This is a genomic window from uncultured Methanobrevibacter sp. (assembly GCF_902769175.1).
Taxonomy (GTDB): Archaea; Methanobacteriota; Methanobacteria; order Methanobacteriales; family Methanobacteriaceae; genus Methanobrevibacter.
Window position 1 is genome coordinate 1 of the sequence record NZ_CACXNW010000033.1, and the last position, 24,125, is coordinate 24,125.

The window sequence follows — 24,125 nt, forward strand, 5'->3', positions numbered from 1 at the left end:
AACATTGACTGCTACATTCAAGAATAAAAATGGAAAACTCATTATAGACAAATGGATCAGCTTTACAGTAAACGGCAAAACATACAAAGCCAAAACCAATAGCAAAGGTGTAGCAAGAGTAAATGTAAACCTAACCACTAAAGGAACTTATACGGTTGTTGCCAAATGGACTGGAGACTCAACCTACAATGCAACAAACAAAACAGCAAAACTAACAATCAAATAAAAAAAAAAAAAAAAAAAAAAAAAAAAAAAAAAAAAAAAAAATTAAAAAAAAAAAAAAAAAAAAAAAAAAAAAATATTGAAATCATTGAAAAAATAGCTTGAAATTTAGAAAAATTAGATTAAAAATAAGTTAAAAATTCCTAAAAAAATGAAAAAAGATTGAAAACAAGCTAAAAATATCTTATAATAGAAAAAATAGATTAAAAACAAGTAAAATATCCTAAAAATAAAAAAATAGAAAAAATAGATTAAAAACAAGCAAAATATCCTAAAAATAAAAAAATAGAAAAAATAGATTAAAAACAATCAAAATATCCTAAAAATAAAAAAATAGAAAAAATAGATTAAAGAGGAAAATTATCCTCCGTAAATTATTTGAATAAATTCTATTTCATCGCCATCTTCGATTGTTTCCTCATCGATAACAATCTCACCATTCTTTTTGGTTACCCTGGTTTCAGAAGATAAATCCATTTCATCCAATAAATCTTTAATTGTAACTTCTCCATCAAAGTCTCTTTCTTCTACTTTATCTTTAATTTTTAATGTAAAACTCATAAAATCACGATTTTTATTTTTATCCCTTCACTACTAATTTGTAAATCATCATATTTAAATTATAACAATTGTTAATAATATCATGTAGTTTAAAATAATTATTTAAAAAATAAAATAATAAGATAATAAAATTTTAAGATAATAAAATAATAAAATAATAAAATTTTAAGATTATAATACAATAAAATTATAAAACTATTTTAATCAAACTTTTTTAAAAGTTTATTTATTTGCCTAATTCTTCTAAAAATGTACAGGCCCTGCATAATCTATTTGAAGATGGCTCACCACAGCGTTCACATCTGTCATATTCATAATCATGCTGCAATTCCTGACGAAGGGCTGGTCTTATCTTATCAAATCCTCTAAGTGTAGAATACATTATTGTTGGATGGTCTTTAGTCAAGTCCTTTAAGATATTGGAAACTTCCATCCTAAAGGATTCCTGAGCATATGGACAGCCTGCCAAATGAATATCCAATCCTTTAGCAAGTGCATATAATCCAATTTCCTTTTCTGGAATTTCACGAAGAGGCTTGATTTTTACTGTAAACATTTCACTATTGGATTCTGTCTTAGGACCTATGCTTGCCAAGTTTTCCATATTTCCTTCCAGATAATTCATTAGAATAGCTTGGGTTTCATCATCCAAATTATGACCAGTAGCAATCTTGGTAGCTCCAAATTCCCTTGCAGCCCTATTGATTATCCATCTTCTAAATACACCACAATAGGTACATGAGCCTCTATGGCCTTCTGTTTTCATTATTTCATCCAAGTCAATGCCAAAAGATTCCTTAAATGAAACAACCTTATGTGGAATTCCAAGTCTTTCAGCATGTGCCTTTGCAATCTCAACACCTTCCTCTCTGTAACCTGCAATACCTTCATCAATGGTTACAGCACATAATTCAATGATATGCCTTTTAACATATGAATTGAGAATTTCAAGAGTAACTACACTATCCTTCCCTCCAGACAAAGCAACTAAAACCTTATCTCCTTTTTCAAGAAATTTTTCCTTTTTGATTGTTTGCTTTACCTTTTTTTCAATGCTTTCTATAAAACAATCCTTACATAAAGCCTGTCCAGAAGCTTTTCTTTTTATAATCACATTCGGATTTCCACATTTAGTACAAGATCCCATATTAAAGTCATCCTTTTTAAAATATAATAATTTTCTTATAAAATTCAAATAAACTTTTTAAAATTCTTAAAATATATTTTTTAATAATTTTTTAATAATTTTTTAATAATTTTTTAATAATTTTTTAATAATTTTTAATTAACTAATAGATTTTTAAATTTAATTAAAATAATGATTTGGTCTAATATGATTTTTAAATCTAATTAAAACCATTTTACATATCTGCTACAAATTCTGCTAATTGATTCAATGTGCTCACTTCATATACTTGAGCACCTGCGCCACGATACAATGAAACGCAGCTGTCTACAACATCCCATTTCTTTTTATCCTCAGGGTTTAGGATAACTACCTTTTTAGCCATGCTAGACATTTGTGAAATAAGTTCAACACTTGCAGGTATACCATTCACCTTAGGCCCTGCCCAATCTCTGCAATCAGACAATAGGATAATGTAAGACTTATTGCTTATATCTGCCTGCTTCATAAAGGATTGGAATGCAGTGAACATATTAGAGGTTCCTCTAACCATCATATTACGCATACGAAGCAATCTTATTTCAGCAAATGCATTGACCATATACTTTTCTTTTAGAAACTCAGTTGTTTCAATTGTCTTATTGTCAAATTCAAACATTCTTGAATCTTTGAATGTCTTTTGACATGCAAACATCAACATAAAAAACCAGCTACTTATCCATTCACATGAACCGCTGACATCATTCAGGAACAAATGCTGTTTTCTATGAGGCTTCTTCTTTACATGAACAAGGTCTATCGGAACACCGCCATACTTCATATTCTGCCTCATTGTACGTCTCATGTCAATCTTATTGGAGCGAGCCAATCTTTTCCTTCTTGACTGCTTATTGGCGATTTTTCTTCCAAGCTCTACACACAATTCAAATACCCTTTCATCATACTTGTTGAGCTTTGACAAATCACTGTTCAATATGTCATTGTCTCTTGCAAGGTCCTTGTCCCTATCTTCAAGAATAGGTCTTCCTGCAAAGTATTCCATAGCCTGTTCAGCACCCATTTGAATTTGTTTGCCACCTTGACCTTTTTGCTTGGTGATTTTCCATTCATGCTGTGAAAGCTTTCCTTTCATGGTATTTGGCCTATAAGATCTATTAAGCTCATCAGTTAGATTTTTAACCTGTTTCTTAGCAAAGAATCCATCAAATGACTCATTGAATTTAGGAATGTCATACTTGCTTTTAACATAAATAGACCTAAAAGCATCCTTTAATGTGCCTACATCATCTTCTCCTAAAAGATTATATGCATCTATAGCAAATTGAGTAGACCTAATACTGATAGGCATTCCCTTTTTTCTCAAATCATTTGACAATCTTACGATTTTCTCTTCCATATTAAAACCTTTAACTAAACTTAATAGATAGTAAAAAATTCTTTAATTAAGCAATAAGCAATAAATACTTAATATTAATGAATTTATAGATTAATAAAATAATGAAATAAATAGAATAAAAAAATCCTATTCATTCATATACTCATTTCTAAATATTTCTTTTATGACCTTTGCCTTGTCTGGCTCGGTCTTGATAGCCACTCCAACACTGTCCTCAAGTGCAGCATCAACATTCTTATAATCCTTATCCAAGTGCATAACTGAACTTACCCAATCAATTGAAGCACGAACAGATGGCTTTTTATTTAGATTGAATGTTCTGATTCTGTGAACCCTATTAACAACCTTTTTAACCAATCCGTTATCTGCATCAGGTACTCTTGCCTTGACAATTGCCATTTCACGTTCAACTGTAGGGTAGGAAATATATAAGAACAGACATCTGTCCTTTGTCTCTTCAAGCAAATTCCTTTGAGCATTTGAAGTAAGAATTACCATCAAATCATTTTGAAGGTCAAAAGTGCCTAAATCATTTACAGTAATCTGCTTTTCACCTAAAGCCTGAAGCAAAAAGCTTTCCACTTCCTCGTCTGCCTTATCGATTTCATCAATAAGAAGAAGTGATGGCTTGTCATTCATAAAAGAAGTTAAAAGTGGTCTTCTAATAAAGAAATCATCTTCAAATATTGATTCCTCACCTTTTTGGCTTCCTTTGAATGCCTCTAAGTGCAATAATTGTTTTTGATAGTTCCATTCTCCAACAATCTGTTCAAATGTAATTCCTTCATAACATTGAATCCTAAAGAATTCCCTTCCTAAACATTGGGAAATAGCTTTTGCAAGCTCTGTTTTACCTACTCCCGGAGGCCCTTCAATTAGGATTGGCTTGTTTAAAGATAAGGATAAAAACACTGAAGTACTGATTTCATTATTGGAGATATAACCAGCGCTTTCTAAACTTTTTCCTATTTCATCTATAGTTAATTCTTCATCTGCCATTTAAAAAACCTTTTTTAGTTAATTAAATAATAAATATAAAATTTTTTTATATTGTTAGACATATACAATAATATATAGTAATTAAATATTTGTTTAATTTATATAAATAATTTATTGTTTTATAATATAAAAACTAATAAAATGAATAGAATAATAGCAAAATAAATAATTTTTCTGTGATAAAATGGACATGAAAAAAATAGTTGCATGGTTTTTTGTTTTAACTCTCCTATTTGGAGGAGTTTGCATTTGCACCATGTATTTCTAAGACATCAAATTATATATAACACACGTTATAAATAATATAATAATCAAATAATTTTTATCAAAAAAATAGATAAAAAATAGATAAAATAATAATTTTCAAATGATTTAAAAAAAAGGAAAATAAACCATGAAAACCAATCCCAAGATACTTCTCTATATTCTAATGATTTCCACACTTGGAATAAACACTCCATTAAGCATTGTAGGAATCATTTCACAAATATCAGAGTATTTCAATACATCAATAGCCATTTCAGGACTTTATATAAGTTCATTCACATTTACAATAGCTGTCACTGGATTGTTCATTCCGGTTTTATTTTCAAAATTTGAAAGGAAAAGAACTTTCACAAGCATTTTAACAGTATTTGCAATATCCAACATAGTGACCATATTTACCAAAAGCATTTACATTACAACATTTTTTAGAATACTCTCTGCAACATTCTATCCTGCATTCATTTCAATAACTTTAACAGTATGTGAAGAGATAGCTCCAAAGGGAGAGGAACAGGATTACATTACAAGGATACTTCTTGGAATTTCCGTTGGAAGCATTATAGGATTGCCAATTACAACAGGTCTTGGAACAATATTCAGTTATCAAGTGGCAATGAGCTGGATCTTTGGAATCAATTTGCTGACCTTAATTTTAATTATCATTTTCTTCCCAAGAATTGAAGGAAAGGCAAAAAGCTACGATATGCCATTTTCATCCTTAAAGACAATGAAATTCATCCTTGGAACACTTGGAATCCTTATGATGCCTATCGGAGCAAGCATTGTCTACAATTACCAGCCTTTATTCCTACAGCTAGTCAGCCATATCTACACATATAAATTAAGCTTATTATTATTTGTCTATGGATTGTTTTCAATATTCGGCACTTGGCTTGGAGGAAAATTAATAGCTAAAAAGGACAATGCAACACTTATCCTTTTCCAATTAACCTGCATAATAACCTTTGTATCATTATACCTATCTGCAAATTATCTCATTCCAGTAATAATACTGGTATTGATATTTGGAATTCTTGATGGAATGGGATACAATCTTATACAATATATTGAAGCTTCAGTCATTCCAGACAGTCCAGAACTTGCAAATGGAGTTTTCTTAAGCATTTTAAATGGAGGAATAGCTCTCGGTATTGCTATAGGAGGATTTTTAGTAGATGGATTTGGAATAATGTCAATCTTCATTGGAGGAACATTTTTCCTGATTATTGCATTTGTCATGATGATTTATGTAATCAAAGTCATGAAGATTCCATTGAAATACTCATAAATCATAAATTCCCAAACTCATAAAAACACCTTAAACACCATTTAAAATCATATAATCACTAATCCATAAAAAAGCCTTAAACACCATTAACTTATAAAAATTAATTATTTTGAAAAAATAAAAAACATATGCTCATTATTTTACAAATAAAGAATACAAGTAACCACTTACATGCAAAAACTTTTATATATTGTTCAAACCAACCTATATTTATATATAGGGGAATAATATATGAAAAAAAGATTTTTAATTACAATATGTTTATTACTTTTTGTAGTCCGCATCAGCAACATATCTGCAGTTGATGTTGATAATGTCTCTGCTGATGATGCAGTGCTAATGGAGAGTGTCGATTTAACCGACAATGCTCCTGATGCAATCATAGCAGATGTGGATGATGAACCAAACAATGGAAAAAAAGTATCAGGAATTTTAGCTTCTTCAGAGGATCAACCAAATTATAATAGGAAGGAAATTCTAGTGAAAAAACCCAATAAAACTGTAAATTCCACCATAAGCAATAACGAATATCAAAAACTTATAGGCTTCTCTGGAAACAATACCCTTGATAATATTGCTAGAAAAATGAACTTACAAAGGACTCAAGTTTTAAAGATGCTTCAAGATATAAGATCAGGCAAAATTGGTGAAAAATCCAGATTAGCTCTTGAAGAAAAAGATGAAGCATTAGAACAAGAAATTGATTGTACAAATGCAAACATTGTTACTGATTTCAACACTACAGAACAATCTTATATCAATATGCACATGGAAGTCTATACTCCTCATGGTGTCACACCAGAGCTAGTGGAATATGTAGGTGCTAATTATGGTACTGCTAGTGTAAGCCTTATGGCATTTAGAGTTGGTGTAAGCTGTGGTGAAATAATTGACACTATCCATGAAATAAAAGATGGAAAACAGGGTAACGACTTGAAAATGAACTTATTCCACATGGATACCTTAAACAAAAATATAGTTATGAAACTTAAGAGTTACATAATTAAAACATAAGTTTAACTAATTTCCTTTTTACCATTTTTTTTTATTATTTAAATTGAAAACTTCTTTGCTTTTTTTACTTTTTTAAATTTTTATTAAGAACTTTAAAACTTTTTCACTTTTATAAAATTTTTTTAAGAACTTTATATTTATGGAGAAACAACCCCCAAATTCCTTCAAAACAAGCTTATTATTATCAAAATTTTTTTAAAACTTATTTTACAAATCCGAATTTTTTATTCACAACAATAAATGATTAATTTTTTTATATCATAAAAATATAATATATAATATATTAACTTAATTAAGTTATGGTGTGAAAAAATGAAGATGAAAAATAAAATTTTGATCATTGGTTTGATAATGTTAATATTATTGAGCATGACTTGTGTAAGTGCATCACAAGACATTAATGACAATTCAACATTGGAAACTGATGTATCCAACATTGAAGAAGTGACTTCTTCCAATACAGGAGAAATGGAAGTTCACTCTACAGAGACTGAACTTGAAAAGGATAACGATGTGCTTGAGGCTGATGATGGGGACACCATTGGTGAGCAAGCCATAAATGACGATACAAATCTAGCTTATGATGACCAATCAATTAATGATGATGTGCAGACAGTGGATGATGAGCCTGTTATAAGTAAAGATGTGCTTGGATCGGATAGCGGTTCTATCAGCCAACAAGCTGAATCAGATATTGGAGCAAGTAATGAATTATTAGGAATTAGCAATGATGACAATGAAGTTCTCCAGTACACCAAATACCTCCATTATGACCAATTACCTAATTTTTCAGGTATTAGTTTTGTTGTTAGTTGGTATCAGAAAAACCTGAATAAGGATGGGATTTATCTAATTTTTACTAATGAAGGACTTAAATTAATAACTTCATTAGGGGAACCACTGACTCTTGAAGGAGGTAATAATCTACCAGTGAATGTAAATTATATTTTGACATTAGATTTAATGGTCAGCGAATTGTATTTGATGGTTTGGGAAAGTCTGCATTGGTAAATGTTACTAAAAACTCATATTATGTTTTATTTAAAGATATAGAATTTACAAATAGTATTGATGGTGGAGTATTTGTTGATACTGACTGCAGATCAACCATGGAATTTGAAAATTGTGTTTTTAGAAATATCACTGGTGGTGCAATAGTTGTTAATTCAGCATCAAACATCATTATCAGAAATTGTACTTTTGAAAATCTCAGTAATGACTTTGGAAGTGCAATCAATATAAAAAATGAGGATGCTCATTAACAATATCTGACTGTAAATTTTCTAATACTAAATCTGGAGGAGTTCTCGATGCAGCCAATACAGGCAATAATATTGTCACAATTTCATTTAAATCAAAAGAGAATTATATCAGTGCAATTAATTCTAAAGGAAATGTACAGTTAAATAATGTGGAATATTGGGACAGTACCAGAATGGTCAATACCAATAATGTACCTTCCACCAATACCTTAAAGAACAAAACAGTCATCATGACCATCAAGACAAAGGAGGGTGATGTTAACTATACTCTCGAAACTGACGATAATGGTGAGGCAAAATTCAATTACACTGATTTTGTCAACAGATATGGTCATGGAACCTATGAATATGAATTAAGCTTTAGTGGGGACAACTACACTTTCCCAACTAATTACAGTGGTTATTTCCAAACTCGTGGAGAATTCGGTTATCTACAAGAATTGATTAATAATGCTGCTGCAAATGACACCATTAAATTGGATTCCAACATAATTTATAATACTATCTTAGATAGTATAGTTGATGGCATCATAATCAATAAGCCTATAACCATTGACGGTAATGGCTATGCAATTGATGCAATGGGACAGTCAAGAATCTTTGACATCAAGTCTAATGATGTGATTATTAAATATCACTCTCCTTAATGGTGTAATAAACAGTGATGGTGGAGCCATTAGAATGGCTGGATCAAACTGCAAGATAGAAAATGCCACATTCATGTATAATGAAGCAAGTTCCGGTGCAGGAATTGCAATTTCAAGTGGTGAAAATAATATAATAGCTAACTGTTTATTTGTTGGAAACAAGGCAGGAAACAATGGTGGAGTAATACTTATCGAAAATATTCCACGCTACACTAAAATAGGTCAAAATTCCAGATTTATAAACAACTCTGCTGGAAATGGTGGTGCAATTTATGACTATGGTTCAGAAACAACAATTGACAGTGCCCATTTCCTAAGCAATAGCGCTTCAAAAGGAGGAGCTATCTTCAAGACATATTATGCATTGGATCTTGCAAATTCCAATTTCACAGGGAATATCGCTGAAAGAGGTGGAGCAATATATGTTGAGGGATACGCTACAAGCAGCATTCAAAACTCATTTTTTGAAGAAAATAGGGCAAATTTCAAAGAATTCATTGTTGTCGATGACCCTTCCTTCAACAGATTGAATATCACTTTCATAGGTGAGGAAAACTATATCCATGCAATTTATGCAGATGGCATAGCTGAAGTCCGTTTCAATAATGTTTCCTACTGGGAAGGCGGATGGAAAAATACTGGCGATAATCCAATTGCCAAATCCAATATTGGAGCTTTCCAAAATGTTACAATAATCGTTTTTGATAAGAATTCAGAGGAATATCTTAGAGAAGAATATACAACTGACGCTAATGGACAGATGTTATTCTTGTATAACGCTTTCGATGATGGAAATTATACCTATAATTTGCAGCATATTGAAGACTCCTATTATGCTTTCGGTGAAAAAAATGGAACCCTTGAAGTTAAACCTGGAACATTCACAGACTTGCAGAATTTAATCGAGCAAGCCAATGAAGGTGATGTGATTAACTTAACAAAAGATTACATCTACTCTCCAGAAGTGGATGGGGCCATAACTGAAGGTATTGAAATCAATAAAAGAATCACCATTAATGGTAACAGCAATACAATAGATGCTAAAGGCCAAACAAGAATTTTCAAGGTTACCAAGCCACATGTTACAATCACAGGACTCGTGTTTGAAAACGGAAAGAACATTTTAGGAAGCGTAGCCTATTTTGACAGTGCAGACATTAAAGTTAACAACTGCATTTTCGTAAATAATCCAGGACATGTAGTTGCAAATGGTGGAGGATATGGTTTTGACTTTAATGACAACTGGTTTGGAAACGACTGGACCAATTACAATGAAAAGCCTAGCGCTCTTGGTGATTTTGATGTAGACAGATGGTACTTCCTAAATATCACACTAAATACAAAAGATGCATTCATTTCATTGAATTCCAAATACATCAAATCACAGGATAAGGTTGTTGTTGATGATAACTGTCAATTGCCACCTGTTTATTTCATAATGAATGCAACAGACAATATCAAATTTGAAGAAGACATGGATGTAAACATAGCCCTTTACAACAATACGACTATCCCATACTCTGTTGGAGAATCAGGATACTTGTATGGAGTTCCAATAGGAATGACTCTCAAATACAAGAACAAATCCTTCACTCAAACTAAAGTATTTGAACATAAATTGCATGCACAAGGCATTCCAGAGATTATTGCTAAAGGAGATGTCGCTGAAAGTTATTACATTACTCTAACTTATACATTCGGTGAGGGAGTCTATGGTAATGTCGTATTTAATTTTGGTTCATATACAATGTATGAAAAGTCTCATGGAGGCATTAGCGTAGATATAAGAAGGTATTATGGCGATGGTGAAGGGGATGAATACACAGGATTAAAAATAGACAACTACACATATAGCATATTCGATGGACATAGTACTTTTGAAGGCAATTTTACTGTTGTCGGAGAAGGGGACCGTTTAGTTATCGAACCGATCCCAGACAGCCGTGTTGGTGAAGCAAAAAATTTAAGAATAGCCATTTATCAACAGAAAGCCCCTTATATGAGCTATGGTACTATGACTGTCTCCATCAATGGCAATACCACTACTTTCAAGATTGGTTCTAATGTAATCAAAGAAATAGACCTTAGCAATTATCCTTCTGGCGAGTATAATGTAAGTGTAGAGTATCATGACAAGTGGGACAATTTCTATGACCGTTCCGCCAACAGGACATTTAGAGTATTCAAATATGAATCAAAGATCAATGTGAACGCTCCAGATAATCTTGGTTATCAGGAAGAGTTGGCATTTTAAGATAGACGTAACTAATCAGACTGTTGCAACATACCGCTTAGCCAACAGCAATAATGAAACCATTAAAGAGGGAGAAGTTGATGAAGAGGAAGTAATCGTTCCAGGTTACTTGCTGACATGTGGAGAGTACACTTTAACAGTGAACAATGAAGAAACTGACAATGTTTATGGAAGCACATTCACTAAAAAAATCACTGTCGATAAGGTCACCCCAACAATGCTGGTTAATTACACCATTGATGGTGCAGAAGTTAACATAACCGTTGATATCGATTCTGATGCAACTGGAGGAATCCTATTCAACAATGAATATGTTGCCATTGCAAACGGCCATGCAAGCTATAAAAAACAGTTTGAAGGAGGATATCCTATTGTAAATATCACTTATCAAACTGACAGGGCAGATGTTTTCAATCAAGTCAACAAATCCATTTCATTGTACATTGCCAATTCAACATCCACATTAAAGGACACTCCAATCGAAGTGGTGGCTGAACTTGCAGGAAATTATGTCTTCTTAACTGCTAAAGTTAATGAAACAGCAACAGGTCTTGTCATGTTCAGCATAAATGGCAGCTCTGTATTCATGCCTATTATTAATGGAGAAGCTCATCATTATGATATATTGGATGCAGGAACCTACAATGTATTGGTAAGCTACACAGGAGATTCAGTATTCAATGGAAACAGCACAGTCAAAACAATAGTTGTAAATGATCCGATCAAGAAAAACACTACAATTACTCCAAAAGTGGAAATTGACGGAAACAATGTTGAAATCACTGTAAATGTAAATGAAAACGCTACAGGTTATGTGGCATTCACAATTGATGGAAACACCTACAATGTCGAACTATTCCTTGGAGAGGCCGTATTTAAAGGCAAATTTGATGAGGGAAATCATGTTATTGATGTAGAATATCTAGGTGATGATGAATTTGAATCTAACTCAACTACCGTAAACTTCACAGTTGAAAAGACCCCTCTTAAAAACACTACTGTAGAGCTTACAACAAGAATTGATGAAAGGACTCTAGAGCTATTAATGACTTTCGATGAGGGAACTAACGGATTTGCTATGATAGACATCAACGGAACTGAAACATACGTTAAAGTGGATGGCGGTTTCGCTTATTACTAAACAGTTTTAGAACCTGGCGATTACAATATTACTGTTACATACCTTGGAGATGAGAAATTCAACCCTGCTGAAACAAGCAATATGATTAGCATTGAAAAACCAGCTGCAAAAGATTCAAATCTCAACTTATCTGTTGTTGTCAGTGGCAATGAAGTTTACGTTTTAATTGATATAGATCCAGATGCTACAGGCAGTATCTTGTTGGAAATCAATGATACATCTACTTTTTATGACTTGAAAGGATCAAATGACCCTATAAGTTTTGCTACAATATTGCCTCGTGGAACTTATGAGATAATTGCTGCATATTCCGGCGACGAATATTACGACTTTGATATGCAAAGTGAAATAATCGAAATTGTTCCTAGCTTAAACACTACAATTGAAGCAATACCTGATGTTAACGAAAGCACAGTAACTATCACTGTTGAAGTTGATGCTAATGCAACAGGATTTGTTGAGTTTGAAATTGCAGGTAAAAAATACTATGCTCCAATAATCGACTCAAAGGCAACATTCATCAACAATTATGATGCTGGAAGCTATTCAGCCAAAGTCACATACCTTGGAGATGGAAGATTCAATCCTGCAAACACTACTTGCCAATTCATCATAACAGAAAAGGTTCCTGAATTGAAAAACACAACAATTGAAGCGGATATTGATGTTGATGGAAATGGAGTGATCATTACTGCTAAAGTAAATGAAACTGCAAATGGATTGATTGCATTTGAGATTGATGGAGAAATCATATATCTTCCAGTAAGAAATGGAGAAGCAGTCGAATGCTTTGTATTGCCAATTGGAAACTATGATGCCACAATTACATACATGGGTGACAGCCAATTCAATCCTGCCCAATTGAACAAGTCATTTGAAGTTACTGAAGACACCAAGGTTGAAACCATTATGGAATTTGTATTCAACAAGAATGCAACAGGTAATATCACAACAACTGTCAATGGCATAAATTATACTGCTGAAATCATTGATGGAGTAGCTAAAATGACAATCAGCAACTTAAATGTCAGCAACGATGAAATCAAGTTCAACTTCGAAGATGTGAACATCAATGAGCTCATTAAGGTTTTTGTTGATGGGGTTGAATATGAAGTCCCTCTTACAAATGGAACTGCAAGCATTGAAACAAATAGAATAGCTACCGTTATAGAATACAATGATATGGTGACCCAGACCATAGACACAAAAATAGATGGACGTAACGGAGAATACTTCTGTTTCACCCTTAAGGATGGAAATGGCATTCCAATGCCAAACACTCCTATGAAAATAGGATTCAATGGCGTAATCTATGATGAAGAAGACGGCATAGTCACAGATGAGAATGGAACTGCAAGACTCCAAATAAACCTTGGATACAAAGGAGTTTACACATTTGCAATATGTTACTTAGGTGATGATAAGCACAATGCAAGCTTTGCTGTAGCTAAGATTACTGTAAATGTTCAGACTCCTACCTTAACTGTTCCAAACAAATCCTATAAGGTAGCTGCCAAGATTAAAACCCTTACTGCTACATTAAAGGATTCCTATAGAAAATTGATTCCAAACAAGATAGTTACCTTTACAGTAAACGGCAAAATATATAAGGCAACTACCAATGACAAGGGAGTGGCAAGCGTTAATGTAAGCTTGTCAGCTAAAAAGACATATAGTTTCACAGTAAAATATGCTGGAGACAGTACATATTCTGCAGTGAAAAAAACCGCAACACTTGTTATAAAATAAAATTTAGACTTTTATAAGTCTTTATTTTATTTTTTTATTTTTTTTGGCTTTGTTGAAATCCTATGAATTTATATAAAAATTTTTAAAAATAACGGTTAAAAATATTTAAATAAAATTTTAAAAAAGGTTTTCAACAGCCCTGTTTTTTAGGAATATTCATTTTGATAGTTTTTTTAATTTTTAAAAATGTTTAAAATTTTTTGATTACTGTTCTCTCATATTTTACCATTGTGACTTTTTTTGAATGAAAAATAACCAAAACACCAATATTTAGATGATTAAAGAGAAATTTAATAAATTCAAGTATAAAAATCAATAAACAAGATATAAATAGAAAGATAAAGAAATATTTATATGAGTGTGATTTGATGAATAAGAAAATTACTGTAGACGTCTTAATGTTTGTTGCAATCATATTGGAATTTCTTAGCTTGCCTATTTTAATTCATGAAATTATTGGAATGGGATTGGCATTCCTAATAATCTTGCATATAAATTATAATAAAAACTACTTTAAAGCAATTAGGAAAGGAAAATATAATCTTGAAAGAATTATAGGCCTTATTGTAAATATAGGATTACTTGCTTCTTTATTCATTACAATCATATCTGGAATTTTTGCAAGCCAAAAATCATTAAAAGATCTAAAAATTGGAAACCGTAAAATTTCCAGTCTTCACAAGCCAACTGCAGTAATCAGCTTAATATTTTTAGTATTGCATTTAATTACAACTCGTAAAAAACTAGCAAGAGAATTAAAAAAATAATTTTCTTCCTTTAAACATTTTTTTGGTTTAAAAATCTTATTTAACAACTGCTTTTTTTAATATATTTTTAATAATAAACTATTATTTTTCATCTAATTTTTTATTTCAGCATCTTTAATTTTACAACATTATTTTTCACCTAATTCTTAATTCCTACATTTTTAATTATCAACATTATTTTTCACCTAATTCCTAATTTCGGCAAATATCCTTTTTATTTTATTCAATGCAAAAATAAGAAAGATATAGTTAATTTAATTAACTTTAACATTAAATATTTATATGAATAAGAATATTTTTGGAGATAAGAATAGGATAATATGAAATTCAGAGAAGAAAATGAATCAATGAAAGACCATTTAAAAAAAGCATTTTCATTAAAAGAGGATGCAGCATCACATGAAGAAATACGTTCACGTCTATTGGACGGAGGAATAATCACAGGAACCAATATGTGTGTATTGGTATGTGCAATGGTAATAGCATCTGTTGGACTTAATATGAGCTCTACTGCAGTTATTATCGGTGCAATGTTAATTTCCCCAATTATGGGGAGTATACTTGCTTCAGCATATGGAAGCGTATCCAACGATTATCCATTACTTAGAAACCATATGACTGGTTTTGGAATGCAGATTGTCATTAGTGTTGCAGCAGCTACAATCTATTTTTTTCCTCTCTCCAGTTAAAGAGCCAACTGTAGAACTCCTTGCAAGAACAGGCCCATCTTTTTATGATGTGCTTATCGCATTTTTCGGAGGGCTTGCAGGTATTATCGGACAAACCAGAATTGATAAGACAAACACTGTTATCCCCGGTGTGGCAATTGCAACTGCATTGATGCCACCATTATGTACCTGCGGATATTCAATTGCAAACGGAAGATGGGACATGCTCCTTGGAGCAGGATACCTCTTTTTAATCAACGCATACTTCATTTTCTTGCTGCATGTATTGTTTTGAGTCTGTTAAAAATCCCTAAAATGAAAGAATTGACAGAAAGAGAATGGAAAATACGTCGTTACGTAATGATTCGTAATACACTCCTCATTGCAATACCAAGTATTATAGCTGTTTATTATATGCTGTAGGATTTGATTAAAAAAAAAGTCAAAAACTATAGCTGTTTATTATATGCTGTAGGATTTGATTAAAAAAAGTCAAAAAATAAGGAGGTGTTTAAATGCCTCCTAAAAACTACTATTTTTATTTGAAAAATTATTTAAAATCTTAAAAAAAAAAAAAAAAAAAAATAAACTAATTTTATTAAAAATTCTTAAAAACCTTAAAATCTCAAAAAAATAATCTAATTTTGCTTGATAAACTCTTCAGGATCTTTAAACAAGTCAAAGTCTTGAACATACTCTTTTCCAGTAAGCATTGCAATCTCTGCTTTTTCAAGCTCTTTACCAAGATATGCTGCATGATCCAATCTAGTTACAAGACCCTTTTCAATAATCTCTTCATAGATTTCACTCGCCCTTTTTCCTTCAAAGCTTATAGTAGGCTTTGTCTTCTTGAAGTGAGTGGCAACGATATAGGAATCCTTAACTGATATTGCATGTTCAACCCTTATCTTAAAGCTTCCAGCCTTATCCCTTACAAACTTGATAGGTGCATCCTGCTTGACTATAGGAACATTATCCTCCTGTTTTAAGTCAAACCTTTTCTTCTTGTCCTTGAATACAAGAAGGCCAACTCCTAAATCCTTAGGAATGGACTGTCTGTTTTTAGCTAAAAACATCATTTTAGAAGCAATCGCCAATTCCCTTACACTTCCATGAGTCTTTCCACTTTCTTCTGGAGTAAACAGTATGCTTGCGCCAAGCTCCATTGCAATACCTGCAAGAACTGCATTTGCACCTACAGAATCAGTATCCATAAGCTCAATAACATTACCTATACCAAAGAACATAGGCTTTTTGTCAACTTCATGGAAATCATGGAATGCAATAATTGAATCTACAAGGCTTGCACTGTTTACAGGATCTAAAATAAGGTCACAAACCATGCCAATACCTTCACATGACTTGACAAGCTTTTGCATGGATTCTACACGCTCTTCAGGACTGTGTGGCACAAAGCCTTCAGAAAAGTTTGTAGGAAGCAATACTGCTGGAACATTTTTCTCCTTAAGCAAAGGCAAAACCTCAGCAAAATTACCATTGTCCAAACTTAAAACCATATCAATTCCATGGTTTACTGCAGCAGCAATTTCCTTTGGATTCAAAGTATCAATACTTAAAGGTCTGTCTCCTGCAATCGGCCTTAATGTATCAATCAAATCAGGTATCTCATCAGATCTGTCTTCACCTGCAATCATACCAATGTCTATCATGTCAGAACCTGATGCTACAAAGAATTCTGCCTTCTTAATCAAATCCTCCTTAGATAAAATAGGAGCACTTGCAATTTCAGACAATACCCTCATTGGGAAGTCTTCACCAACAGGAAGCTTTCCAACAAGAATGTTGTTTTCCTTTTTAAGCAATTCATCTCTTTTTTCAATATCATTTTCAAAGTCTTCGATGAATTTCAAAGCCTGTTTCTTCTTCTCTTCAATTATAAGCTTATCAGCAGGTGTAGACTGAGACAATTCCAAATCATCTACAAGATCCAATACCATAGCAAGGTCTGCTGCATCTGTTGATGCCTTATAACAAGGAATATTAAATTCCTCTGCGATGAGGAATGTGTCTTTTCTTATTAAACCAGGAACTAAAATTAAATCAATATCATCTAATCTATCTTCAAAATGCTCGTGGATTTCTTTGATTATTTGATTAGGAGTTAAAAAAGCAGCTACTTGTGTCTCTGCTATATGCACTACGGTTTCCTTTTTTGATTTATCAGCCATTTCCTTTACCAAAGGATAGGCTAAATGTCCAGTTATAATAAGTATCATAAAATTCTCCTTAAAAAAATATTAAAATTTATTATAAGTTAATTATCCTCTAAGCGAGCTGTTGCATGTCGGTCTGCCCAACATTGAATTACCACACCAATTGGAAGCCCTGCAGTATGAGTATCCATTTTCAAAATCTTTACATCAAGTGCAGTTGTCCTTCCTCCAAGACCCATTGGACCTTTTCCATCCTTGTTGATTCTTTCAAGACATTCAAGTTCCATTTCAGCAATAGTTGGGTCAGGATTACGTTCTCCTACCTTTCCAAGAAGTGCTTTTTTACCTAATTTCAATGCCATGTCAGAACTTCCACCGATTCCAACACCTACAACAATAGGAGGGCATGGCTTTCCACCTGCCTTAAGTGCAGTTTCAACAACAAAGTCCTTGACTCCTTCGATTCCTTCAGCAGGAAGTGCCATCTTAAGTGCATTGTTGTTTTCAGATCCGAATCCTTTTGGCATGATAGTAAATTCAACATACTCTTCATCGATAAGTTCAATATCTACAATAGGAACCTTATCTCCCACATTTCCAGAGTTTTTCCTTGTAATAGGATCAACTACATTTGGCCTAAGGGGAACTTCTGAAGTTGCTTTAGCCACTCCTTTTTTGATTCCCTCATAAAGATTTTCAACATGACCCTTACCAAGCTTGACAAAAATTATAGGGAGACCTGTATCTTGGCACATTGGAATTGACTTTTCTTCTGCAAGTTCAATATTCTTTAAGATAGCTTCAATATTTAGCTTACCTAAGTCACTATCCTCACGTTTAAGAGCATCTTCCAGTGCGCATTTGACATCGTCATTAAGAACGATAGCAGCCTGTTTGTATAATTGATAAATGGTATCTTCAATTTGTTTTTCTGTTATCATAAAATCACATAAATTGAGTTAAGGAAAAATAATTAAATTTAAATTTTTTTTAAATAATCTATATAAGATATTTAATTTATTTATTTAAATAATTTATTAAAATTTATAAAAATTATAAAAAATGAGAAAAGGATAAATAAAAACTTATTAAAAATTATAAAAAATAGAAAAATAGAAAAATATTAATTTAAATATTGAAAATCTTAGGATTAAAAAGAAGAAAAAATAAGAACTTAAATAAACGAATAGGAAAAAATAAAAGTTTATTTAAATTCTTTTAATCCTAATAAAAGGAAACACAAAATCATTTAAGCGGTCTCTGCATCATTTCTCCGTTTTTGGAAGAATTTAATAAAGAATGGCATAATTGCAATGAAATAAACAGGGAAAATAAAGTAAACTACAAAGCTGCCGACCTGTTTACCAAGCAATGGAGCTATATTAGGACCAATAACATAATATAAAAGCTCTAATCCGATTAATCCAGCTATGATTCTAGCAATTTTAGAATCAACTGAACCTTCAGTTGAGAAATTGATGAATCGTCTTTCAATCACCCATGAAAGAAGTATTCCAATTGAAAATCCTGCATTCTTAAAAGATTCAAGTGCCATTTTAGCAGGGTCTACAATTAATTTGCCTGCTGCATCATAATCCATTGGGTAAGCCTTATATGTAGAGTACAATATTAAAAGAATTGAAAATATAATACCTGCAGCTAAAACCATCAAGTCAAAGTTAGGATTGTCTTCATACTTATCAAATACCTTTCCAACAATTATCAAAACGATTAAAGAGAATATGAATCCAAAGACCATATCTAAAACTGAGTGAACTCCAACATAAAGACGGCTAAAGCATATGAGCAAAAAGCTAGCTACCAACAATACCTTTAAGCTTGTTACAATATTTTTCTTTTTAAGCAAAACACCTGCAAACAATACTGTTGAGCTTGTTGCATGTCCACTTGGAAATGAATATCCTGTTGCATCAGGCAATGCATCTTCCAAAGGAGGGATATTTGGATCAACCACCCATGGCCTATAAACGCAAGCTACAATTTTAGCAAATGCATCCACTATACGTGCAAAAGACATTGATACCAATAGATATTCACCTAACTTCTTATCAAAGCACCAATAGATTACCGCTATTAAGAATAGAATTATCGGTAAGTTTCCAAAGTATGTGATAGTCATGAAAAAGTCATTAAAGAGACCTCCACTTGCCTCACGTAAAAACTGTATATACAATAAAACACTACTAGTTAAAATCTTATCATATCCATTTTAAAAAAAAAATATTTAATTCAATTAAGTATATGTTCAATTTAATATTCATACTTTTTCATAGGAAAAAAATATTCATACTCCTTCATTAAAAAAAAAATCCTACTCTATCACTTAGAAAAAAAATATTCATACTCCTTCATTAAAAAAAAAAAAAAAAAAATATCCTACTCCATCACTTAGAAAAAAACAAAGGATTGAATATAATGCCCAAATCGGTTAGATATGGGCAATAGTTGAATCTGTTTGAATGAAAATGTTTGAATCTCTTAAACTTCCACCAATAGTTAAATCTGTAACATTACCCGCAATATCAGGAACATTTAAATATTCAGGAATCTCAAGGTTTCTAAAGTCTATACGTGGAAGGGTTTCAGTCAGAATTTCACCAGTTAATTCAATTGCAAAACAGATGGCAGATAATTTAAAGGATTCCTTAGCAGTCAATTTCACAGTAGCTGTTGAAAAGAAAGTGAGACCTACCCAACTTCCTAAGGCACCTCCTACTGAATCAAACATTCCAGCAATAATCATCATTACAACAACATTGCATAAATTAAAGGAATGTTCGAAGCAGCATTCTTCAATTACTTCTTCAGCACCTGCTAAAACACATCCTCCAAGGAAACAAATAACCCCTGCAGTGGCTTCTGGAACTCCTGCTAAAGAGCAAGCTACACACAATGCAACACATAAGACAACTTCACCTACTCTAATACCCCATCTAACAAATTCATTAGGGGCATCTTCTGTAATTTTTATTGTTTGATTGCTGATGACGTTTCCTGTTTGCTGAATGGAATATGATTCGGATACTACTGTATACTTTGCTTCATCCCCATAACTGTAAACATCCTTTCCTTCACCAGCTTTTGAATTTATAAATGTATCATTGCCTAATACAAGCTCACCATAATCATTGTATATTGCACCACCATTATCATCGGCAATAAATCCATTGAAAATGTTATTTAATGCAGATACCTTACCATAATGATTGAATATTGACCCGCCATTTTTTGCATGATTGCCAGCAAAAATACAGTTTTGGAAGATTGAAAATCCATTTTCATTATATATTGCACCTCCATCACCATATGCAGAATTAGCTGTGAAATTGTAATTGTTGGAAATTACGATTCCTTTTTTGTTATAGATTGCACCTCCATATTTTGCATATCCATTCTCAAATCTTGAATCTGAAATAGATAATAGGCCTAAATTGTTATAGATTGCACCACCCTAATCCTCAGAGGTTATATAATCACACCTATTGGATTTGAATGTTGAATTAGATATGGTTAATGTGCCTTTATTAAGTATAGCCCTATTAAATCCGCTTAATGTTAGGCCTTTTATTACAACTGTACTGGCAGGCTTAATTTCTAAAAAATGACATTCATTGTTATCCTTGTTGCCTTTCACATTGATTGTAGCACCATTACCGATAATATAGAGAATTTCAATGTTTTTGAAACTCATAGCCTCAAAATCGGGACTGAGGTCATATGTCACATTTGGTAAGAAATTCAAAATGCAGAATTTCATATATTTGATGTCCTTTTCATTTTTAATGAAATTTAATAAATCCGCAGTGCTGTTGATACATACAGAATAAATAGTATCCTTATCACTATAAACTAGGCAACTTGCCATTTGAGGAGTATAAATATCATAGTTGTTAGTGGAATCAAAACCAGTATAGGAACCTAATCTCAATTTATCTCGGGCATCCCCACCAAATCCTCCATCATAATCATATGCATATTCCGGCTTTGAAAAGGAATCGGGATTAGTTTGCAAATAAACCTTATTTCCCTCGAAGATACAGTTGATTAAAGTAGATTGTGTCCCAACTTCATTGTATAAAGCGCCACCATTGTGTGCAAGATTATCGATAAATGAACAGGAATCACATTCAAGAATACCGAAATTTCTTATTGCACCACCATCATGCTCACCTTTGTGATCTACGAATTGTTCATAATACTCTTGACTTGGCAGTCCAAGTGGAGACGGGAATGGATCCTCTATAATTCTAAAATCTATAACATTATCTTCAAAATTAACATTTTTCAATTGGCATTGTCCATAGTTTAATATTGCAGTGTTGAAAGATTTTAAGGTAATGTTATTTAATGCCAAGCATGTTGAAGAGGCAATTCCTAGAAAATGATATATCTGATACTTTTTAGGATTTTTAACAGATATTGTTGCTCCATGACCATTAATCATAACTGTTTTAAAATTCTTTGGGCTTAATAGCTCATTAGACCAAGGATCAATTGCAAGCCTTAAATTCTCTTCAAATTCAATAATCAGAATATCATAGGCAACATTATTGTTTGAAATTAAAGAACTTACTTTCTTAAAGCTATCCAAATCACAAATTCCCAACCTACATATGCTTGAGGTAGTATTGTCTGAATATGTTATTAAAAATGTATTGTCTGATGTTTGAGTAACTATATAATCTGTGGAATTGCCTACACCATTAAAATCACTTGTAGAATCAGTTTTGACCTGTAAATCAGCGGTATTGGTCAAGCCATGCAAATCAGTTGTAGAATCGCTTATGACCTGTAAATCATTTGCATCGATTGCACCATTAAAATCACTTGCAGAACTGGTCATTTCATTTAAATCAAAATTTTCACAATCATCAATTGAACCGCTTTCCAGGTCGCTGCTTCCTTCACTTACAGAAAGCTGTAAACTTTTTCCTCCATTATCTTCCCGATTCAAATCACAAATATCCCCTAAATTGCTTGAATCAATATCTGTATGGGAATTTGTAGAATCTTTTACATCAACATCATTTGCTGGGATAAGAGAACCCCCATCAGAGCAAACTGAATCATTCATATCAACAGTGCTTGCTGACATGACAGAAATAAACAAAATCGTAAATAAAAATAAAAACAACGAAATGTTTTTTATAGATTTCATACTTTTCACCCTCATTTTTTTGGCATAAAAATCTTGCCATTTTTTATTACCTATTCCCCATACTTAAAAATTTAGGTATACCTAAATCTTGTTTTGGATGTGCTCTTTACCTAAATAATCTTTTAACACTAAAAAACAAGTTTTGAATCTGCTCTTTACCTAAATAATCTTTAAACACTAAAAAACAATACTACAAATAAATTAAATTAATGGAATAAAATCTTATCTCCAAGATTTGAATTATAGATAAAATTTTATTTCAAACCTAAATTTATTTAATAAAACATATAAAGTTTTTTGGAAGCAAGTACTTGCTTACATTAAAAAAAAGAATCACTAAAATTAAAATAAGAAAAATAAAAAAAGAATTTAAAAAATAAAAAAAGAATCACCAAAATTAAAATAAAAAAAATTATAAAAAAACTAGAAAAAATAAAAAAAGAATTTAAAAAATAAAAAAAGAAAGGATTAAGATTAATTCAATAAAGTTTGAATTTTCTTAAATCCTTCGGACATTTTGTCCTGCTTATCATGAATTATCTTTTCTGTATCATTTGTAAGTGCATGAGTTGGACATGCTTCAACACATTGTTGAGTGTCATAGTCCTTACAGAGATCACATTTGGTAGCCTGACCTATTTCATTAATGGTGACGGCTCCAATGGGACATACACTATGACATAATCCACAACCAATACATTTATCCTGATTGATGGTAATTGCTCCACCTAAAGCTACAATAGCCCCTTTAGGACATACAGCAAGACAAGGTGCTTTTTCAGGACTGCAATGCATACAGAATAAAGGGACTCCATCATGAACACGAATTGCATTGTTTGGACAATTACGTTCACAAAGTCCGCAATCTACACAAAGTTCTGGGTTAACTTTTAATTCATCCATATTCAACACCTCTTAGTCTCCATCTAATGGTTTTCTAGCTCTTGTATCAGTTGTAATTACACTGAGAAGACCTTTTTTCTTAGCAGGTTTGTCCAAGCCATAGAATTTTTCAATGTGTTCCCTTTGTTTCCTCTTAATGACATTAGCAATGTCATGAACTGCAATAGATCTTTTGGAACAAGCTTTAACACATGCTGGGCCTTCCTCTCTTTCTGCACAATGATTGCATTTGTGAGCATTGCTATATTGAATGCTGATTGCACCAAATGGACATGCCATTGCACAGAAACCACAAGCAATACATTTAGTTACATCTACTCCTAAATTGCTCATTGCACCTGTTGGACAAATGATCTCACATGGAGCATCCTCACATTGTTGACAACGAATAGGGAAATAGGAACCGTCAAATTCATGAATAGTGATTCTAGGAACTCCATGGACTCCTTCACATGCTTTTTCGCAATCCTGGCATCCATCACATAATTCATTATCTACTATTAATTTC

The 24,125-nt window shown here is 32.1% G+C and carries 23 protein-coding genes; 12 read left to right on the forward strand and 11 right to left on the reverse strand.

Features of this window, described 5'->3' with window-relative positions:
* On the forward strand, window positions 1–226 hold a 226-nt coding region (locus QZV12_RS11200; protein ID WP_295621818.1), incomplete at its 5' end, for an Ig-like domain-containing protein.
* Between the two features lie 356 nt (window positions 227–582).
* On the opposite strand, the gene thiS is transcribed toward QZV12_RS11200, so the two are convergent.
* The 4 genes from thiS to QZV12_RS11220 all read right to left on the reverse strand — a co-directional run bounded on the left by thiS (window position 583) and on the right by QZV12_RS11220 (window position 4,304).
* Complete coding sequence (gene thiS / locus QZV12_RS11205; protein ID WP_295621821.1) at window positions 583–783, reverse strand: sulfur carrier protein ThiS; 201 nt, start codon at window positions 781–783, stop codon at window positions 583–585.
* A 226-nt stretch (window positions 784–1,009) separates the two neighbouring features.
* Window positions 1,010–1,930 carry a TIGR00269 family protein gene (locus tag QZV12_RS11210; RefSeq protein ID WP_295621824.1) on the reverse strand — a complete coding sequence of 307 codons (921 nt, stop codon included), beginning with the start codon at window positions 1,928–1,930 and terminating at the stop codon, window positions 1,010–1,012.
* Window positions 1,931–2,144: 214 nt separating this feature from the next.
* Complete coding sequence (locus QZV12_RS11215) at window positions 2,145–3,305, reverse strand: VWA domain-containing protein (protein ID WP_295621826.1); 1,161 nt, start codon at window positions 3,303–3,305, stop codon at window positions 2,145–2,147.
* Between the two features lie 126 nt (window positions 3,306–3,431).
* A complete protein-coding gene (locus QZV12_RS11220) occupies window positions 3,432–4,304 on the reverse strand; it encodes a MoxR family ATPase (protein ID WP_295621829.1) in 873 nt (290 codons plus the stop codon).
* A gap of 394 nt (window positions 4,305–4,698) precedes the next feature.
* Between QZV12_RS11220 and QZV12_RS11225 the strand changes: the two genes are divergently transcribed.
* The 11 genes from QZV12_RS11225 to QZV12_RS11275 all read left to right on the forward strand — a co-directional run bounded on the left by QZV12_RS11225 (window position 4,699) and on the right by QZV12_RS11275 (window position 15,656).
* Window positions 4,699–5,859 carry an MFS transporter gene (locus QZV12_RS11225; RefSeq protein ID WP_295621832.1) on the forward strand — a complete coding sequence of 387 codons (1,161 nt, stop codon included), beginning with the start codon at window positions 4,699–4,701 and terminating at the stop codon, window positions 5,857–5,859.
* 231 nt (window positions 5,860–6,090) lie between these two features.
* Window positions 6,091–6,873, forward strand: a complete 783-nt coding sequence (locus tag QZV12_RS11230; protein ID WP_295621835.1) for a hypothetical protein — start codon at window positions 6,091–6,093, stop codon at window positions 6,871–6,873.
* Between the two features lie 318 nt (window positions 6,874–7,191).
* A complete protein-coding gene (locus QZV12_RS11235) occupies window positions 7,192–7,884 on the forward strand; it encodes a hypothetical protein (protein ID WP_295621838.1) in 693 nt (230 codons plus the stop codon).
* Window positions 7,863–8,135, forward strand: a complete 273-nt coding sequence (locus QZV12_RS11240) for a right-handed parallel beta-helix repeat-containing protein (protein WP_295621841.1) — start codon at window positions 7,863–7,865, stop codon at window positions 8,133–8,135. Before QZV12_RS11235 ends, QZV12_RS11240 begins: the two co-directional genes overlap by 22 nt.
* A gap of 149 nt (window positions 8,136–8,284) precedes the next feature.
* Window positions 8,285–8,782 carry a hypothetical protein gene (locus QZV12_RS11245; RefSeq protein WP_295621844.1) on the forward strand — a complete coding sequence of 166 codons (498 nt, stop codon included), beginning with the start codon at window positions 8,285–8,287 and terminating at the stop codon, window positions 8,780–8,782.
* A 34-nt stretch (window positions 8,783–8,816) separates the two neighbouring features.
* Window positions 8,817–11,036, forward strand: coding sequence for a hypothetical protein (locus QZV12_RS11250; RefSeq protein ID WP_295621847.1), 2,220 nt, complete (start codon window positions 8,817–8,819; stop codon window positions 11,034–11,036).
* A complete protein-coding gene (locus tag QZV12_RS11255; RefSeq protein WP_295621850.1) occupies window positions 11,008–12,177 on the forward strand; it encodes an Ig-like domain-containing protein in 1,170 nt (389 codons plus the stop codon). The genes QZV12_RS11250 and QZV12_RS11255 overlap by 29 nt, the downstream gene beginning before the upstream one ends.
* 81 nt (window positions 12,178–12,258) lie before the next feature.
* The gene (locus QZV12_RS11260; RefSeq protein ID WP_295621853.1) at window positions 12,259–13,926 is read left to right on the forward strand and encodes an Ig-like domain repeat protein; all 1,668 of its coding nucleotides are present in this window, start codon (window positions 12,259–12,261) and stop codon (window positions 13,924–13,926) included.
* 368 nt (window positions 13,927–14,294) lie between these two features.
* A complete protein-coding gene (locus QZV12_RS11265) occupies window positions 14,295–14,693 on the forward strand; it encodes a cytochrome b/b6 domain-containing protein (RefSeq protein ID WP_295621856.1) in 399 nt (132 codons plus the stop codon).
* 320 nt (window positions 14,694–15,013) lie between these two features.
* A complete protein-coding gene (locus QZV12_RS11270) occupies window positions 15,014–15,382 on the forward strand; it encodes a DUF389 domain-containing protein (protein ID WP_295621858.1) in 369 nt (122 codons plus the stop codon).
* Window positions 15,342–15,656: a DUF389 domain-containing protein gene (locus tag QZV12_RS11275; protein ID WP_295621860.1), complete on the forward strand. Its 315-nt coding sequence runs from the start codon at window positions 15,342–15,344 to the stop codon at window positions 15,654–15,656. Before QZV12_RS11270 ends, QZV12_RS11275 begins: the two co-directional genes overlap by 41 nt.
* Before the next feature lie 343 nt (window positions 15,657–15,999).
* On the opposite strand, the gene QZV12_RS11280 is transcribed toward QZV12_RS11275, so the two are convergent.
* The 7 genes from QZV12_RS11280 to QZV12_RS11310 form a co-directional block, all read right to left on the reverse strand.
* The gene (locus tag QZV12_RS11280) at window positions 16,000–17,598 is read right to left on the reverse strand and encodes a dihydropteroate synthase-like protein (RefSeq protein ID WP_295621863.1); all 1,599 of its coding nucleotides are present in this window, start codon (window positions 17,596–17,598) and stop codon (window positions 16,000–16,002) included.
* A 38-nt stretch (window positions 17,599–17,636) separates the two neighbouring features.
* Complete coding sequence (locus tag QZV12_RS11285; protein ID WP_295621866.1) at window positions 17,637–18,476, reverse strand: fumarate hydratase; 840 nt, start codon at window positions 18,474–18,476, stop codon at window positions 17,637–17,639.
* 308 nt (window positions 18,477–18,784) lie between these two features.
* Entirely contained in the window at window positions 18,785–19,729 is a 945-nt protein-coding gene (locus QZV12_RS11290; protein ID WP_295621869.1) for a phosphatase PAP2 family protein, read from the reverse strand.
* Between the two features lie 255 nt (window positions 19,730–19,984).
* Window positions 19,985–20,449 (reverse strand): hypothetical protein, encoded by a 465-nt coding sequence (locus tag QZV12_RS11295; RefSeq protein ID WP_295621872.1) that lies wholly within the window; start codon window positions 20,447–20,449, stop codon window positions 19,985–19,987.
* Between the two features lie 558 nt (window positions 20,450–21,007).
* On the reverse strand, window positions 21,008–22,714 hold the full coding sequence (locus tag QZV12_RS11300; protein WP_295621875.1) for a hypothetical protein: 1,707 nt from the start codon (window positions 22,712–22,714) through the stop codon (window positions 21,008–21,010).
* Window positions 22,715–23,188: 474 nt separating this feature from the next.
* On the reverse strand, window positions 23,189–23,617 hold the full coding sequence (locus QZV12_RS11305; protein WP_295621878.1) for a 4Fe-4S dicluster domain-containing protein: 429 nt from the start codon (window positions 23,615–23,617) through the stop codon (window positions 23,189–23,191).
* A 12-nt stretch (window positions 23,618–23,629) separates the two neighbouring features.
* Window positions 23,630–24,125, reverse strand: a 496-nt coding sequence (locus QZV12_RS11310; RefSeq protein ID WP_295621883.1) for a 4Fe-4S dicluster domain-containing protein, incomplete at its 5' end; no start/stop codon positions are given.

What these genes read in the sequence shown, in the direction of transcription:
- thiS (WP_295621821.1), bottom strand. Translation starts at nt 783, where the DNA reads ATGAGTTTTACATTAAAAATTAAAGATAAAGTAGAAGAAAGAGACTTT.
- QZV12_RS11210 (WP_295621824.1), bottom strand. Translation starts at nt 1,930, where the DNA reads ATGGGATCTTGTACTAAATGTGGAAATCCGAATGTGATTATAAAAAGA.
- QZV12_RS11215 (WP_295621826.1), bottom strand. Translation starts at nt 3,305, where the DNA reads ATGGAAGAGAAAATCGTAAGATTGTCAAATGATTTGAGAAAAAAGGGA.
- QZV12_RS11220 (WP_295621829.1), bottom strand. Translation starts at nt 4,304, where the DNA reads ATGGCAGATGAAGAATTAACTATAGATGAAATAGGAAAAAGTTTAGAA.
- QZV12_RS11225 (WP_295621832.1), top strand. Translation starts at nt 4,699, where the DNA reads ATGAAAACCAATCCCAAGATACTTCTCTATATTCTAATGATTTCCACA.
- QZV12_RS11230 (WP_295621835.1), top strand. Translation starts at nt 6,091, where the DNA reads ATGAAAAAAAGATTTTTAATTACAATATGTTTATTACTTTTTGTAGTC.
- QZV12_RS11235 (WP_295621838.1), top strand. Translation starts at nt 7,192, where the DNA reads ATGAAAAATAAAATTTTGATCATTGGTTTGATAATGTTAATATTATTG.
- QZV12_RS11250 (WP_295621847.1), top strand. Translation starts at nt 8,817, where the DNA reads ATGGCTGGATCAAACTGCAAGATAGAAAATGCCACATTCATGTATAAT.
- QZV12_RS11260 (WP_295621853.1), top strand. Translation starts at nt 12,259, where the DNA reads ATGATTAGCATTGAAAAACCAGCTGCAAAAGATTCAAATCTCAACTTA.
- QZV12_RS11265 (WP_295621856.1), top strand. Translation starts at nt 14,295, where the DNA reads ATGAATAAGAAAATTACTGTAGACGTCTTAATGTTTGTTGCAATCATA.
- QZV12_RS11270 (WP_295621858.1), top strand. Translation starts at nt 15,014, where the DNA reads ATGAAATTCAGAGAAGAAAATGAATCAATGAAAGACCATTTAAAAAAA.
- QZV12_RS11280 (WP_295621863.1), bottom strand. Translation starts at nt 17,598, where the DNA reads ATGATACTTATTATAACTGGACATTTAGCCTATCCTTTGGTAAAGGAA.
- QZV12_RS11285 (WP_295621866.1), bottom strand. Translation starts at nt 18,476, where the DNA reads ATGATAACAGAAAAACAAATTGAAGATACCATTTATCAATTATACAAA.
- QZV12_RS11300 (WP_295621875.1), bottom strand. Translation starts at nt 22,714, where the DNA reads ATGAAATCTATAAAAAACATTTCGTTGTTTTTATTTTTATTTACGATT.
- QZV12_RS11305 (WP_295621878.1), bottom strand. Translation starts at nt 23,617, where the DNA reads ATGGATGAATTAAAAGTTAACCCAGAACTTTGTGTAGATTGCGGACTT.